Origin of the sequence: Streptomyces flavofungini, from assembly GCF_014650815.1 — a bacterium.
Lineage (GTDB): Bacteria > Actinomycetota > Actinomycetes > Streptomycetales > Streptomycetaceae > Streptomyces > Streptomyces flavofungini.
Map to the genome: position 1 here is coordinate 680,203 of NZ_BMVR01000003.1, position 13,905 is coordinate 694,107.

Consider the following 13,905-nt stretch of genomic DNA (forward strand, 5'->3'; position numbering starts at 1 on the left):
CCCATCGCCCACCCGTCGCTATCGTGACCCCATGACCGACTTGACCTTGGATCGCTACGCCGTCGAAATCATCGCGCAGACCGAGCAGTTGACCGTTTCGATCAAGGGCGCGGACCTCACCGCCCCGGTGCCCACCTGTGCCGGCTGGAGCCTCGGGGACCTCCTGCGGCACCTGGGCGGCGCGCACCGCTGGGCCGAGGAGATCGTCCGCAGCCGGGCGACGGGCCCGGTACCGGACGACCAGGTGAACGACGTGTCGGGCGATGACCGGGCGGACACCGCCGCGCTCGGCGCCTGGCTGAGCGAGGGCGCGGCGCTGTTCGCGGACGCCCTGCGGAAGGCGGGGCCGGACGCGCCGGTGTGGACGGTGGCGCCGGGCGGCACCCCGGTGTTCTGGGCGCGCCGCATGACGGTGGAGACGGTGGTGCACCGCGCGGACGCGGTCGCGGCCGTCGACGGGACGTACACCCTGGACCACGACGTCGCCCTCGACGCCCTGGCCGAGTGGCTCGGCTTCATCGGACTGCCGCAGGTCTACGAGTCGCCGGAAGCGATGCGCGGCCTGCAGGGTCCCGGCCGGACCCTCCACTTCCACGCGACGGACGCGGCTCCCGGAGCGGCGGGCGACTGGCTGATCGACCTCACCGGCGAGGCGCCCACCGTGCGGCGTTCCGGAGCGGGGGAACGTACCCCCGGGGAAGCGGCCGTGAGCCTGCGCGGTGCGGCGGCGGCGTTGCTGTTGCTCATGTACCAGCGGGACTCCGTCCTGGACGGCGGGGGAGACGGGGCGGACGGCGCGGTGGAGATCGTCGGGGATCGGGAGCTGTTCGAGGAGTGGCGGGAGGGGGCCAGCGCGTGGCTCCGGAGGTGAGGCGGCAGCCGTCGCGCGCCTGACGGTGGCCGTGGCGAGGTCCCCGCGGGCCTGACGGTGGCCGTGGCGAGTTCCTCGCGCGGCTGGGCGGTCGCGCTCCTCGCGCGGGTCGCCCGGCCGTGCCGCGGGTGCCCGGAGCTGAGCGATACCGCCGTCCTGCGAGCATCCTCAGTCACCGCCTCCGAGGGCGGAAGTGTCGTGTGGGCGCTGTGGGTTGGGCGTGAGTGATGTGTGAGGAGGTCTTGCCCGCTGTTCGCTGGGTCCCCATAATCACGGGAGCACTTCACGGGCTCACCCCACGGGGCCCGGACATCTTGCGGTCAACTGCCTTTCTGCATGCAGTTTTTCCGTGGGACGCCTCCGGTTCTGGGGTTGGCATGGGCCCATCAGGGTGCTAACCCCCCACACCGAGAGGAAGTCCGTTGAAGAACACGGTCACGTACCTCAAGAAGGCCGCCGCTGTCGGCGCCGTCACCCTCGCCGCCTTCAGCCTGAACTCGGCCAACTCCTGGGCGGTGCCCGCCGATGGGCCCGGCGGCGACGGTCCCCGCACCAGGGTCGTCGGCGGCACCCCGGCCGAACAGGGCGAATTCCCGTTCATGGTCCGCCTTTCGATGGGCTGCGGCGGCTCGCTCCTGGAGAAGGACGTGGTGCTGACGGCCGCCCACTGCGTCGACGGCAGCAGCGACAACCCCGACATCACCGCCACCGGCGGCGTGGTGGACCTGGAGTCGCCGGACGCCGTCACGGTCAAGGCCACCAAGGTCATCCAGGCGCCCGGCTACAACGGCACCGGCAAGGACTGGGCGGTCATCAAGCTGGAGAAGGCCATCGACCAGCCGACGCTGCCGATAGCCGAGAACAACTCGTTCGACAAGGGCGACTTCACCATCGCCGGCTGGGGCGCCGACAAGGAGGGCGGCAACCAGCAGCGCCACCTCCTCAAGGCCCAGGTGCCGTTCGTGGACGACGCGACCTGCAAGGGCGCCTACTCCAACCTGGTCGAGAACGAGGAGCTGTGCGCCGGGAAGATGGACACCGGCGGCGTCGACACCTGTCAGGGCGACTCCGGCGGCCCCATGTTCCGCAAGGACGACAGCGACAAGCTCGTCCAGGTCGGCATCGTGAGCTGGGGCGAGGGCTGCGCCCGGCCGTCCAAGCCGGGTGTCTACACCGAGGTGAGCCACTTCGCGGCCGACATCAAGAAGGCGGCGGGCGAACTGGGCTGACGCCCGTCGACCGGCGGGCCGCTGCTTGAGCCCGTCCGGTGAGTCTGCTCGCGCCGTACGTCCGCGGGGACCGGTTCCGGCCGCCCCGCGGGCGTACGGCGCAGTCGTGTGTCGGCACGGGCAGTCGCCGTCGGCGCCACGGCGGTCCTGCCGTCGGCGTCAGCCGCGACGACGGACGGAGGAGGGGAGGCAGGCAGCACGGCGGGCACGGCTCGCGGCGCGCTCGTCGGGCCTGTGCCTCCTCGGCGCCGCGTGGACCTCGCTGACGGTTGCTGGGTCGTCGGCCAGCGCCGTCAGGGCGCGACAGGGGAGGTCGACGAGGTCCGGGGCCCGCTCGGGGCTGACGCGGACGGTGTCGTGGTGGAGCGCGAGGGCAAGCCGGTCCCCCTCCTGGGCGACCGAGAGGGTGACGGGCAGTTCGGCCTGCCCCAGCATCGCCGCACGGGCTACGGATAGCCCCGGCAGTCCGGTGACCAGGTCGGCGACCGGGAAGTTCGACACGATGACGGAGGTGTCGAACAGCTCGGACGAGCACTTCTTCGATCACCGGCCCGTCGACGTGCCCTGGCCGCCTCGGAGTTGGCGGTACACGATGCGCCCTGGCCGCCCAGGAGTTGGCGGCACAGCAGGAGGCGGCAGAGCCGGAGCGTCGGCTCTGCCGCCACTGATCCACTGTCCAGTGGGAGGAGTCAGCTAGGAGTCAGCGTTCAGCACCCCGATCAGCCGCGTGACCGTCGTGGTCATGGCCTGGCGCCCCACGGTCAGATAGCTGCGGGTGTCCACGGCCTTGGGGTGGTCGGCGAGATAGGCGCGGATGGCGTTGGTCATGGCGGCGTTCAGGGCCGTACCGATGTTGACCTTGGCGATGCCGCCCGTGACCGCCCGGGCCAGCTCGTCGTCGGGAACGCCGGAGGAGCCGTGCAGGACCAGGGGCACCCGCAGGGCCTCGTCGAGGCGGGCGAGCAGGGCGTGGTCGAGGACGGCCGTGCGTGTGGTCATCGCGTGCGAGCTGCCGATGGCGACGGCGAGCGCGTCGATGCCGGTCTCGGCGGTGAACTGGCACGCCTCCTCGGGACCGGTGCGCGCGCCGGGGGCGTGCGCGTCCAGCGGCGGCTTGCCGCCCTTCCCGCCGACCTGCCCCAACTCCGCCTCCACCCAGAGGCCTTGGCTGTGTGCCCAGTCGGCGGCGGCGCGGGTCGCGGTCAGGTTCTGGTGGTACGGCAGCCGGGACGCGTCGTACATCACGGAGCTGAAACCGGCGTCGGCGGCCTGCCGCAGCAGCGCGTCCTGCGTGACGTGGTCGAGGTGCAGGGCGACCGGCACGGTCGCCGCCTCGGCGAGCGCGAGCGCGGCGCGGGCGAGCGGCAGGATGCGGCCGTAGCGGTAGGTGACCGCGTTCTCGCTGATCTGGAGCACCACCGGCGACGTGGCGGCCTCGGCACCGGCGACGACGGCCTCGGCGTGTTCGAGGGTGATGATGTTGAAGGCCGCGACGGCGCGGCGCTTGGCGGCGGCCTCGGCGACGAGGGTGCCGGTCTGGGCCAGCGTCATCAGGTCTCCTCCCGTCCCGGTCAGCCGGCGTCGAGGACGATGGAGCGGCGCAGATGGCGCGGCCGGTCCGGGTCGAGGTTCCGGAAGGCGGCGACCGCGACGGCCAGCCGCTGGGCGCGTACGAGTTCGGCCAGGGGGTCCAGGGCGCCCTCGATCCACAGCGCGCCGGTCGCCCGGACCTCGTCGGCGAGCCCCGCCGGTGCCGTGCCGAACATCCAGGTCGCGGTGGTGTCGGTGGAGATGCTGACGGGGCCGTGCCGGTACTCCATGGCCGGGTACGCCTCGGTCCAGGACAGCGATGCCTCGCGCATCTTCAGCGCGGCCTCCTGGGCGAGGCCGTTGGTCCAGCCCTGGCCGAGGAACGTGAACTGGGAACACTCCACGAGGCCCGCGGGCAGCGGCTCGGCGAGCGCGGTGCGGGCGTCGGCGACGGCCTGCTCGGTGTGCAGACCGAGATGAGCGCGCAGCAGGGTCAGCGCGGTGGTGGCGAAACGGGTCTGGACGACGGACTCCTCGTCGGCGAAGTCGAGGACCACGAGGTCGTCCGCCGCGCCCATCACCGGGGTGTCGGGGTCGGCGGTGATCGCGGTGGTGCGGACCGTGCCGCGCAGCCGCGCCAGGAGGTCGAGCACCTCGGTCGTGGTGCCGGACCGGGTCAGGGCGATCACCCGGTCGTACGAGCGCGTCGCGGGGAACTCGGAGGCGGCGAAGGCGTCGGTCTCGCCGAGACCCGCGCCCTCGCGGAGCGCGGCGACGGACTGCGCCATGAAGAAGGAGGTCCCGCAGCCCACCACGGCGACGCGCTCGCCGGGCGAGGCCAGCACGTCCTTGTGGCGCACCGCGAGCTCGGCGGCGCGCGTCCAGCACTCGGGCTGGGTCATCAGTTCGTTCTCGGCATGGCTCATGGCCGGTTTCCACCCTCTGATCGCTGGCGCTCCTGGGCGCCTGGATGCTTGTTTCTGCAATCTATAGCCATGTTTCAATCACATTCAAGCATTCGCTCGTGAGCTAGGGTCATCACGGACAGTGAGTGAAGAACCGTGCGTGAAGAACCGAGTGAAGAGCTGAGTGGAGGGTGCGGATGTCGCGCGATGCCCGCTGGCAGGCGCTGCTTGAACTGCTTGTCGACCGGGGGCGCCTGGACGTCGAGGAAGCGGCGACGGAGCTCGGCGTCTCGGCCGCGACCATCCGCCGGGACTTCGACCAGCTCGCCGAGCAGCAGATGCTGGTCCGCACCCGGGGCGGCGCGGTCGTCCACGGCGTCTCGTACGAGCTGCCGCTGCGCTACAAGACCGCCCGGCAGGCCTCGGAGAAGCAGCGCATCGCCAAGGCGGTGGCGGATTCCATCGCCCCGGGTGAGGCGGTCGGCCTGACCGGCGGCACGACGACCACGGAGGTCGCGCGGGCGCTCGCCGTGCGGACCGAACTGGCCTCCGGATCACCGGCGTTGACCATCGTGACCAATGCCCTCAACATCGCCAACGAGCTGGCCGTGCGGCCGCAGTTCAAGATCGTGGTGACGGGCGGGGTGGCCCGCCCGCAGTCGTACGAGCTCACGGGCCCGCTGGCCGGCGGGGTGCTCGGGCAGATCACGATGGACGTCGCGGTGCTCGGCGTCGGCGCCTTCGACGTGGTGCACGGAGCGACCGCGCACGACGAGGACGAGGCGGCCATCAACCGGCTGCTGTGCGAGAGTGCCACGCGGGTCGTGGTCGCGGCCGACGCGACGAAACTCGGCCGCCGCGCGTTCGCGCGCATCTGCGAGACCGGGCGCGTGGACACGCTCGTGACCGACACGGCGGTCTCCGAGGAGATGGCCGCACGCTTCGTGGACGCAGGAGTGTCGGTAGTGACGGCATAGGTCGTGCGGGGTTGCCCAGCAGTCGCGGCAAAGTGTGTGCCTCAAGCGTCCAAATCTGTACTGGACAATTGCCGCTCCGGATGATCAGCATGGTCAGGATCTGTCACTGCGGCACGGGGGTTCCCAGGGTGATGCCCCTCGCGATGGGTAGAGTCCCCCCACCACGATCGCTCGGAGGAACACACTCGTGAGCCACCCGGTCCCGAAGAACCAATACGGCCAGGAAATGAAGCAGTTGGGCGGGGCGGAGCCCAGTGGCGACCATGTCGGCACGCCCCGGCCGGGCGCGGCTCCGGCCCCCCGGCCGGGCGCGGCTCCGGCCCCCCGGCCGGGCGCGGCCCCGGGCGTCGGCGCCCCTGGCGGTGGGCCCGACACCAACGCCCCGTACGGCTACGACCCGTTCGGACGGCCCTACTCCGACAAGTCCAAGTACGTGGCGGGCGCGCTCTCGATCGTCCTGGGCCCGCTCGGCATCGGCCGCTTCTACACCGGCCACACCCGCATGGCGGTGTGTCAGCTCGTCACCCTGGGCGGACTCGGTGTCTGGTCGCTGTTCGACGGGGTCCTCATGCTCGTCAGCAACGGCAAGACGGATGCCGAGGGCCGCGTCCTGCGCGGCTGAGATCCACGGCACCGCCCGCGCCCCGGCCCGGCACGTCTGCCGGGGCGCTCCTCGTGGGCTGCGCCAAGTCGCCGGGCGGGCGTGTCCTCAGCCGCGGCCGTGCTTGACGCGCAACCGGCCGTGCCCCATGGTCCCGAAGATCCGGACGCGCGGCCCGTTCGCACCGCTGTGCTGCGGCGCCTTGTAGCTCGGCTGCTTCCATTCGGCGGCCAGTTCCTCGTAGTTGACCGTCGAGTCGGGCGGCACGATGATCCGGGCCCAGCCGTACCCCAGATGCAACTCGATGTTGATCACGGGGTATTCGATGACCGCTCGTGACAGGTCCAGGTACACCTTGCCCATCTGGGAGGTCACCTTGAAGTTCCGTGGCACGTGCCACCTGCCGCGCCGGTGGATCAGCCCGCCGGCGGCGTTCACGACCACCGTCGGTCCCGCGTCCTCGGCGGGCAGTGGGGCAAGGGCCGACGCCAACTCGGCCTGGGTCGTGGCGGTCAGCGCGGTCTGGAGCAGCGCGTGCATCTCGTCCTGAGGGATCAACCCCTCGGCGAATGCCTCTTGCAGGCGCTGCACAGCGGAGTCACGGTCAACTTCTGTGACACGCGGCGATACGTTCTCTGGCACGGAGGACATGCGATCACGATAGCGTCGTCGCCTTGACCCAGTCGTCGACGGTGACGACGTCCGCCCACTGCGGGAAAAGCCGCTCCACGAGCACCCGATGCACCTCCGGGTCGGTGTCCAGGCAGGCGTCGGCGAGCACGGTGAGGCCGAAGTCCAGGTCGTTGGCCTGGCACACGGTGGACAGCACCACGGCGCTGGTGGCGATGCCCGCGAGCACGAGGTCGTCGATACCGCGTGCCCGCAACACCACGTCGAGGTCGCTGCCCGAGAACGCGCTCGCCCGCCTCTTGGTGACCACCACGTCGCCCGGCAGCGGCGCGACATCGGGGTGGATCTCCGTTCCCGGGGCGCCCTCGACGAAGAGGCCGGCCTGCGCGATGGCGGCGAGAGGCTTGTTGCGCGTGCCGACTTCAGGGAACCCGGGACGCAGCGCGATGACCACGTAGATCACGGGGATGTCCGCGGCCCGGGCCCCGTCGATCGCCCTGCGCACGCGTGGCAGATATCCGGAGCCGTCGTCGGCGATGTCCACGATGGCCTGTTGGACATCCATCACGAGAAGGGCGCTGCTCATGTCGTCTCCAGGAACGAAGTCAATTCGGCGTCGTAGCGGGCCGGGTGCAGAGGTTCGATCCTACGTTTCGGTTCCTGAGTAGAACGCTCTTTTTACCCCGCCCCGGTGCGGCTGCCGCGCGCGCTGAGCGCGCGGATCGGTCCGATCAGCGCCCGGTAGACCGGCCGCACCACCCGGCCCGCGAGGCGACGGTGCCGTTCCTCCTGCCGGACCCGCGCCCTGGGGTGCGCCGCGATGAGCGACCACCGGTCGGGAACCGGGGGTGCGGAAGTGTGGAACTCGACGCGGCAGAGGTGCTTTGTACTGACGAAGCCGTACTGGCTGGGGCTGACCAGGCGCACCGGAGCGCCATGGTCGCTGTCGAGCGGCCGCCCGTCGAGCCGGTCGGCGATGAGTACGTCGTCGGCCAAGGCGTCCTCGAGCCACACGATCGACCGGTGGCCGTCGAGACCTTCGAAGACGACGTGGCTGATGGACGTGTCCGCCTTGAGCAGCGGTTCGACCTGGGTCCGGTAGACGGCCCCGAACGTGACTCCTTCCCACAGCAGTCCGGTTGCCGACCACCCGGCGACGCAGTGGAAGTCGGCTCGGAGTTCCTGTCGTTGCAGCTTCGCGAGGTCGGCCACGGACAGCGTGAGGTCCTCGGTCAGGGGGCCCACCATCTCGATCACCGGGTCGGCGGGCACGGGCGGCGGTGGGTGATGGAGATGCGTGCCGAAGCGCGGGAATCCGTCCACGGCACGTTGGCCCGGGGGAAGTGTCATGTCGCTCCTCCATTGCTGGAGCCGGGAATCCGGCTTCCGTCTCGTGCTGCTGGGCCGACGCTTCGTACGCTAGAACCTCCACCGCACGGGAGATTCAAGGGGCAGGGATGCATGTCACTTGGTCGATCGGAGAACTCGCCGCGCGTACGGGCCTGTCGGTGAAGGCCATCCGCTACTACACCGACATCGGCCTCCTGCCGACGGCCCCGCGCAGCCGGGGAGGCCACCGCCGCTACCCGCCACAGGCGCTGGAACAGCTCCAACTGGTACGCCAGTTGCGTGCGCTGGACGTACCGATCGCGGCCATCACCGAGGTGGCGACGGGGGAGTCCGGTCTGGGCGAGCTGGTGGCCGCGCAGTTGGAGGGCACGCGGACGCAGTTGGCGGAACTGCGGTGGCGGGAGGCGGCGTTGCGGGCGCTGGAGGAGTGCCACGGCCCGGAGCGGCTGCGTCGGCTGCGGCTGCTGGCCCGGGTACAGCGCCGACCACGGGACACCGCGGACTTCACCCGGGCGTGGCGGCGCGCCCTGCCCCAGAGCCTGCCCGCGCGGCTGGCCGACGCCGTCACCGCGCAGGCCGTGCCCGAGTTGCCGCTCGTGCCCACACCCGATGCCGTACTGGCCTACGCCGAACTGCACTTCCTCGTGGCGGAGCCCGCGTTCCTGGGCTACTGGGCCGCGTCCCACGTGCGGGACAAGGCCTCGATGTACGCGGCGCTGCTCGACGCCTCGGCGGGTGCCGCACCCGCCGTCGCCGCCGGGCACGCACCGCACAGGTGCGAGGCCCTTGATGCCTTCTGCCGGGCCTGTGCCCGCGCCCTCGACAGGGAGGACACCGCCGGCTTCCGTGCGTTCATGGCCACGGGTGTGCAGCCCACCGTTCCGCTGCTTCGCCGCTACTGGCAGCATCTGGACGTCCTCACCGCCGCCCCCGGGCCGAGCCTGGCGCGGACCCACTGCTGGCTGGCGGAGGGCGTCATCGCCGAGTACGGCCAGGGTCGGGCTGAAGGCTCGGCCCGGCGGCGGTCGGTCCCGGGGGAACCGAGGTAGCGGCCCGGCCTGCCGCGTCGCATCCGACATGCCCTAGGCCGCGGGCTTGGCGCCCTGGGGCGGGTCGGCCCGCCACTCGGCGGCGATGCCCCGCATCAGGGGCGGGTAGACGAGCAGGTGCCGGAACGGAGCGATCGCGGCCATGTAGGCCTTCCCGAACAGGCCGTTGGGCTTGACGAGGACGGCCATCTGGCCGCGATAGCCGCCGTTGCCGTCCGGGACCCAGGTCAGGTGCAGCACCCCGTGCATGGTCCGGTTGCTCATCTCCGACGCCCACTCGTCGTCCGTCAGGAAGACCGACCGGAAGGGCAGGCGGTCGAACTCCGGCCCCGCGGGGCCGTCACGGAGGTCGTCCGGCAGCCGGTCCCGCAGCGTCGCCACCCGGGCGCCGACACCGGCGTCGGGCTTGTCCCAGCCGAACAGCTTCCCGAGCTTCCAGCGGATCGCGAAGAGCACGCGGGCGACGCGGGACGGGTTGTCGGACGTGTCGCCCCCGGTGGTCTGCCGCACCAGGTGCGGGAAGTCGTCGGGGCCGCCCGGCGTCGGCAGGGCCCACACGTCGTAGAGGCGGAAGTCGGGCGTGATCTCGTGGATCCGCCAGGGCCGGGACGTGTGTGCGGTGTCGGGGAGCTTCATGTGTGGAACCTCCGTCTGCTCGGCTTCAGTTGGGGCGAGGGAGTGCTTCCGGTTCGGGTGCCGACGAGGGGGCGAGTCCGAGCACGCCCGCGACCGCCCGGGCCGCGAACAGCTCATCGTCCGGAGCCTGTCCGGCCAGCGCGATCACGGTGCCTTCGAGTGCGCCGACGAAGGCGAGCGCGAGGGCCCTGGTCGGCCGGCCGGGCGGGATCGTGCCCGCTGCCCGCCCGGCGTCGATGAGTCCGGCGCAGCGGGTGAGGAGCGTCTCGTAGTTCCGCTCGACCTCGCGGCCCACGGGATGGTCCTGGCCGCTGAACTCAAGGCGCAGCGCGATCGGTACGCGCGCCACGTCACGCCGGCAGAAGACGGCGTGGCCGCGGGCGAGGGTGAGCAGCGCCGTGACGGGCTCCGGCTCCTGCTCGACGAAGCGCGCCACCTCGTGCCAGTAGGTCTCACGGAACCACGCGCACACCGCCAGGGCCAGATCCTGCTTGTCCTTGAACTGGTGGTAGAGCGCGCCGCGCGTGTACCCGGCCTCGCGGGCCACCTGCTCCAGTTTGAGGTGGCCGTAGCCGTAGCGGGACAGGCCCCGTGCGGCCGACTCCAGGATCGCGGTGCGTGAGCGCGCGCTGCGGTCGGCCTGGGTGGCGCGGCGACGGCCGGAGTCCGACGCGGCCGGAATCCCCAGCTCCTCGCCTCGCGCGTTCGGGGTCCCCATGGCTGCTCCGCTCCGTTCGCCGCATCGGGTGGTCGAAGTCCTGCTGCGCGGACGCCTGTTGCCCGTCCGTCGTGAACAACCATACATGCACGTGTGTATGTTTCTTTCGCGGGGTGGTCCCCTGCGCACGTGCCCGTGCCAGACGGGGTACGCCTACTGCCGTACCCCTCGATAGGTCCTGCCCCCACGGCGTGGCAGCGCCGCCGGTGTGTCGGCGGGGGTGGCGATCGTCTCGGCGGCCAGGTGCAGTTCGGTCCTGGTCGTCGCGGACGACAGCTCCAGGTCCAGGAGCTTGCCGCACTCGGCGAGCCAGGCCGTGAGGGTGGACCGGTGCAGCCCCAGCTCGGCGGCTGCCGGAGCGGTCCGGCCCCGGTGCCGGAGCCAGCACCGGAGGGTGATGCGGAAACGGGTGTCCAGCGGTTCGAGCAGGCCCGACGCCCAGCGGGCGGCGTACTCGGCGCTGAGCAGATCGGCGGGCAGCGGCGGGTCGGTACGCAGCCGGGTCGACGCGGTCGCCGGTGGGGAGGAGGGCGGAGCGGTCGTGGGCGCGGACAGGGACTGCGCGGTCGCCGGACCGGACGCCGACAGGGGAGGGGCCGTACCGGACGCCGACCGCGACGTGGCCGGAGCCCGCAGCGCGAGCAGCAACTGCGCCTGCACGGTGGGGTGGTCGAGATCCACGCCCAAGAGCCCCGCGGCCGCCCGCAGCCGCGCCCGTACCGTCCCCTCCGACACATCGAGCGCGGGCGCGGCCGTCTGCGCCGAGCCCGACCGCAGCCACGCCTCCAGGGTCCGGCGCTGCTCCCGGTCCAGGGGCCGGAGCACGGCCGCGGACCAGGTGCCGAGACGGTCCCCTGGTATGACGCGCAGCAGCCCGTCGGCGCCCAGGCCGCTCGCGGCGGCGAGGCGGCCGACGGCGGCGCCGTGCCGGGCGGCACCGGCCTCCGACCACGCGGTGGCGAACATGTCCAGGGGCGCGGGTTCCGCGGAGCCCGCGGCCAGTTGGTGCCGTTCGGCGATGCGCGCGATGAGCGAGCGCGCGGACGTGTGATCGCCGTCCGCGCCATGGCGGGCGACGGCCACCAGTTCGGTGCCGTCCAGGCAGACCAGCATGCGCGGGCCGCCGAGGAACGCGCCGGGCTGCGCGGCCCGCCACAGGGACTGGTAGGCCGCGTGCACGGTGCGCCCGGTGAGCCGGTACACCGTGGCGTGGGTCGCGGTGCCGTCGCCGAGTACTTCGGCGGCGAGCCGGTGTTGGCCGTGCTGCAGCAGGGCGAGGACGGCGGCGTGCAGCCGCTGCTCGGTGCCGCGCACGTCGTCCGCCCGGCGCGCCCGTACCCGCAGCAGGTCCGCGGCGGCCTGGGCGATCAGGGTGACATGGGCGCTCGGCGCACGGCCGGGGCCGACGACGAGCACGGAACCGGAGGCGTCGCCCACGTGCCGGACGGTGAGGTGCGGATGGGCCTGCGGGTGGGCGGCGGCGCGCTCGCCGTCGGGCCCCGCCGTCCGGGGAGTGCTGTGGACGGCGCCGACCGAGGGGTCGACGAGGGCGGCCCAGCCGTCGGCGAGCGCGGCGGCCTCGGCGACAAGGACGGCGCCGGAGCGTGCTGCCGCCCGGGTGAGCCGCTGCACCCACTGGCTCGCCGGGTCCTGCGCGGCGGGGGTCGGCGCGGGCTGCGCGCGGCCCGCGCCACCGCTCGTCATGAGATCCGGGCGACCCCGCCCCACCCGGCGCGCTCGGTGAGCCGGCCGGTGGTGGCGTCGGGCCGCCAGTTGGGCCAGGACACATAGCCGGGCTCGACCAGTTCGAGGCCGTCGAAGAAGGCGATGGTCTGCTCCGGCTCGCGGAAGATGTAGGGGATCGCGCCGGAGTTGTTGTACTCCTCCTGGACCTCGCGATGCCGCTCGTCGGCGGCGGTGGAGTGGCTCAGGGACACATAGCTGCCCGAGGGCAGCCGGGCCACCAGGCGGCGTACGAGCGACAACGTTTCGTCCCAGTCCACGATGTGGCCGAGCACGTCATTGATCACTAAGGCGATGGGCCGGGTCATGTCCAGGGTCTTGGCGGCGCCCTCCAGGACCGCGTCGGTGTCCCGCATGTCCGCGAGCACGTAGTCCATCGCGCCCTCGGGCGTGCTCTTGTGCATCGCGTGGACGTGCAGCAGGACCAGCGGGTCGTGGTCGACGTACACCACCCGGCACTCGGGCGCGAGGCGCTGGGCGACCTCGTGGGTGTTGTTGGCCGTGGGCAGCCCGGCGCCGACGTCCAGGAACTGCCGGATGCCCGCCTCCCGCGCCAGCCAGGTCACGCTGCGTATCAGGAAGCCGCGGGACTCCTGGGCCATCGGCTCGATCATCGGGTACTTGTCGCGGTAGGCGTCACCGGCGGCCTGGTCGGCGGGGAACCAGTCCTTGCCGCCGAGCCAGTAGTTCCAGACCCGCGCGCTGTGCGCGACGGAGGTGTCGATCTGCAGGGGGTCTGTCGGCTCGGTCATGACAGTGCCTCTTTCGACTTGTCGGGATGTAAGGCGGTGGCGCAGGAGTAGTCAAGGAGCAGGCGGTAGTCGGTGACGGTGGTGGGCGCGTCCCAGATATCGGCGGCGCCGACCGGGCCGCCCTCCCGGACCACCCGGTCCGGGATCTCCGGGGCCTCGACGCGGTAGACGGTGATGGCCGGTTTGCCGGTCAGGGCGTGCGGGGGGCCGTCCAGCGGATGGATCTGCAGGGTCACGTCGGTCCGCTCGGCGGTGTCCCGCAGCGCCGTCAGCTGCTCGGCCATGACCCCCTCGGGTCCGACGCGGGTGTGCAGGGCCACGGCCGACATCAGCGCCCAGATCCGGGTCTGCTGGGTGCGAAGGCGCTCCTGGCGCGCCATCAACAGCTCCGTCCGGGCCTCCTTGGCGGCGGCCGACAGGTCCGGGCGCAGGGCGTCGTCGACGGCGCGGGCGTAGTCCCGGGTGCGTAACAGGGCGGGTACGAGCGCCGGTTCCCAGGTGCGGATGATGCTGGTCGCGGATTCCACGCTCATCAGGTCGAGTTGCCAGGGGTCCATGACCGAGCGCCACGGATGCCACCAGCCGGGCAGGTTGGCGGTCGCGAGCTTACCGAGGAACTCTTCGATCTCCGCGTCAGGTGCCCCGTACGCCCCGAGCAGCGAGCGGACCTGGCCCTCGTCCAGGGAGGTCTGAGCGGCCTCGATCCGGCGGACCGTGACCGGGTGCGCGCCGAGGGCGTCGGCGGCCTGCTTGCGCGACAGTCCCGCCGCCTCGCGCAGGATCTTGAGCCGGGTGGCCAGTACGAGATGCGCGAGGGTCGGACCTGACCTTTCGCGGGCCACGAACCCTCCTTCCGGCACTCTCCGCAACTTGTGGACAGTGCACACCTTGTCGCTTGCAATCTGTGTGCGCAA

16 protein-coding genes are annotated in these 13,905 nt (G+C 72.1%); 5 read left to right on the forward strand and 11 right to left on the reverse strand.

The window, feature by feature from the left end:
* Positions 1-31: 31 nt before the first annotated feature.
* Positions 32-871, forward strand: a complete 840-nt coding sequence (locus tag IE274_RS10085) for a maleylpyruvate isomerase family mycothiol-dependent enzyme (RefSeq protein WP_190115271.1) — start codon at positions 32-34, stop codon at positions 869-871.
* 422 nt (positions 872-1,293) lie between these two features.
* A complete protein-coding gene (locus tag IE274_RS10090; RefSeq protein WP_190115272.1) occupies positions 1,294-2,100 on the forward strand; it encodes a S1 family peptidase in 807 nt (268 codons plus the stop codon).
* Between the two features lie 159 nt (positions 2,101-2,259).
* Here IE274_RS10090 and IE274_RS10095 read toward each other — a convergent pair whose 3' ends face one another.
* From IE274_RS10095 to IE274_RS10105, 3 genes are all read right to left on the reverse strand, one after another.
* Entirely contained in the window at positions 2,260-2,601 is a 342-nt protein-coding gene (locus IE274_RS10095; RefSeq protein WP_190115273.1) for a hypothetical protein, read from the reverse strand.
* Positions 2,602-2,793: 192 nt separating this feature from the next.
* Positions 2,794-3,651 carry a class II fructose-bisphosphate aldolase gene (locus IE274_RS10100; protein ID WP_190115274.1) on the reverse strand — a complete coding sequence of 286 codons (858 nt, stop codon included), beginning with the start codon at positions 3,649-3,651 and terminating at the stop codon, positions 2,794-2,796.
* Positions 3,652-3,671: 20 nt separating this feature from the next.
* The gene (locus tag IE274_RS10105; protein WP_190115275.1) at positions 3,672-4,556 is read right to left on the reverse strand and encodes an SIS domain-containing protein; all 885 of its coding nucleotides are present in this window, start codon (positions 4,554-4,556) and stop codon (positions 3,672-3,674) included.
* A 176-nt stretch (positions 4,557-4,732) separates the two neighbouring features.
* Between IE274_RS10105 and IE274_RS10110 the strand changes: the two genes are divergently transcribed.
* Together IE274_RS10110 and IE274_RS10115 are read left to right on the forward strand one after the other, a co-directional pair.
* Positions 4,733-5,512: a DeoR/GlpR family DNA-binding transcription regulator gene (locus tag IE274_RS10110; RefSeq protein ID WP_190115276.1), complete on the forward strand. Its 780-nt coding sequence runs from the start codon at positions 4,733-4,735 to the stop codon at positions 5,510-5,512.
* 187 nt (positions 5,513-5,699) lie between these two features.
* A complete protein-coding gene (locus tag IE274_RS10115) occupies positions 5,700-6,134 on the forward strand; it encodes a TM2 domain-containing protein (protein ID WP_229909409.1) in 435 nt (144 codons plus the stop codon).
* 87 nt (positions 6,135-6,221) lie between these two features.
* Here the strand turns inward: IE274_RS10115 and IE274_RS10120 are convergent, their stop codons facing one another.
* The 3 genes from IE274_RS10120 to IE274_RS10130 form a co-directional block, all read right to left on the reverse strand.
* Positions 6,222-6,764 carry a DUF1707 SHOCT-like domain-containing protein gene (locus IE274_RS10120; RefSeq protein ID WP_190115277.1) on the reverse strand — a complete coding sequence of 181 codons (543 nt, stop codon included), beginning with the start codon at positions 6,762-6,764 and terminating at the stop codon, positions 6,222-6,224.
* Positions 6,765-6,768: 4 nt separating this feature from the next.
* Positions 6,769-7,329 (reverse strand): cysteine hydrolase family protein, encoded by a 561-nt coding sequence (locus IE274_RS10125; protein ID WP_190115278.1) that lies wholly within the window; start codon positions 7,327-7,329, stop codon positions 6,769-6,771.
* Between the two features lie 92 nt (positions 7,330-7,421).
* Complete coding sequence (locus IE274_RS10130) at positions 7,422-8,093, reverse strand: molybdopterin-dependent oxidoreductase (RefSeq protein WP_190115279.1); 672 nt, start codon at positions 8,091-8,093, stop codon at positions 7,422-7,424.
* A gap of 107 nt (positions 8,094-8,200) precedes the next feature.
* Here IE274_RS10130 and IE274_RS10135 point away from each other — a divergent pair, with 107 nt between their 5' ends.
* Positions 8,201-9,142, forward strand: coding sequence for a helix-turn-helix domain-containing protein (locus IE274_RS10135; protein ID WP_190115280.1), 942 nt, complete (start codon positions 8,201-8,203; stop codon positions 9,140-9,142).
* 33 nt (positions 9,143-9,175) lie between these two features.
* On the opposite strand, the gene IE274_RS10140 is transcribed toward IE274_RS10135, so the two are convergent.
* The 5 genes from IE274_RS10140 to IE274_RS10160 form a co-directional block, all read right to left on the reverse strand.
* Positions 9,176-9,778 carry a DUF2867 domain-containing protein gene (locus IE274_RS10140; protein WP_190115281.1) on the reverse strand — a complete coding sequence of 201 codons (603 nt, stop codon included), beginning with the start codon at positions 9,776-9,778 and terminating at the stop codon, positions 9,176-9,178.
* Positions 9,779-9,803: 25 nt separating this feature from the next.
* Positions 9,804-10,496 (reverse strand): TetR/AcrR family transcriptional regulator, encoded by a 693-nt coding sequence (locus tag IE274_RS10145; RefSeq protein ID WP_190115282.1) that lies wholly within the window; start codon positions 10,494-10,496, stop codon positions 9,804-9,806.
* 153 nt (positions 10,497-10,649) lie between these two features.
* Positions 10,650-12,200, reverse strand: a complete 1,551-nt coding sequence (locus tag IE274_RS10150; protein ID WP_190115283.1) for a helix-turn-helix domain-containing protein — start codon at positions 12,198-12,200, stop codon at positions 10,650-10,652.
* Complete coding sequence (locus IE274_RS10155; RefSeq protein WP_190115284.1) at positions 12,197-12,991, reverse strand: SAM-dependent methyltransferase; 795 nt, start codon at positions 12,989-12,991, stop codon at positions 12,197-12,199. Before IE274_RS10155 ends, IE274_RS10150 begins: the two co-directional genes overlap by 4 nt.
* Positions 12,988-13,833 (reverse strand): helix-turn-helix domain-containing protein, encoded by an 846-nt coding sequence (locus IE274_RS10160; RefSeq protein ID WP_190115285.1) that lies wholly within the window; start codon positions 13,831-13,833, stop codon positions 12,988-12,990. The genes IE274_RS10155 and IE274_RS10160 overlap by 4 nt, the downstream gene beginning before the upstream one ends.
* Positions 13,834-13,905 lie beyond the last annotated feature (72 nt).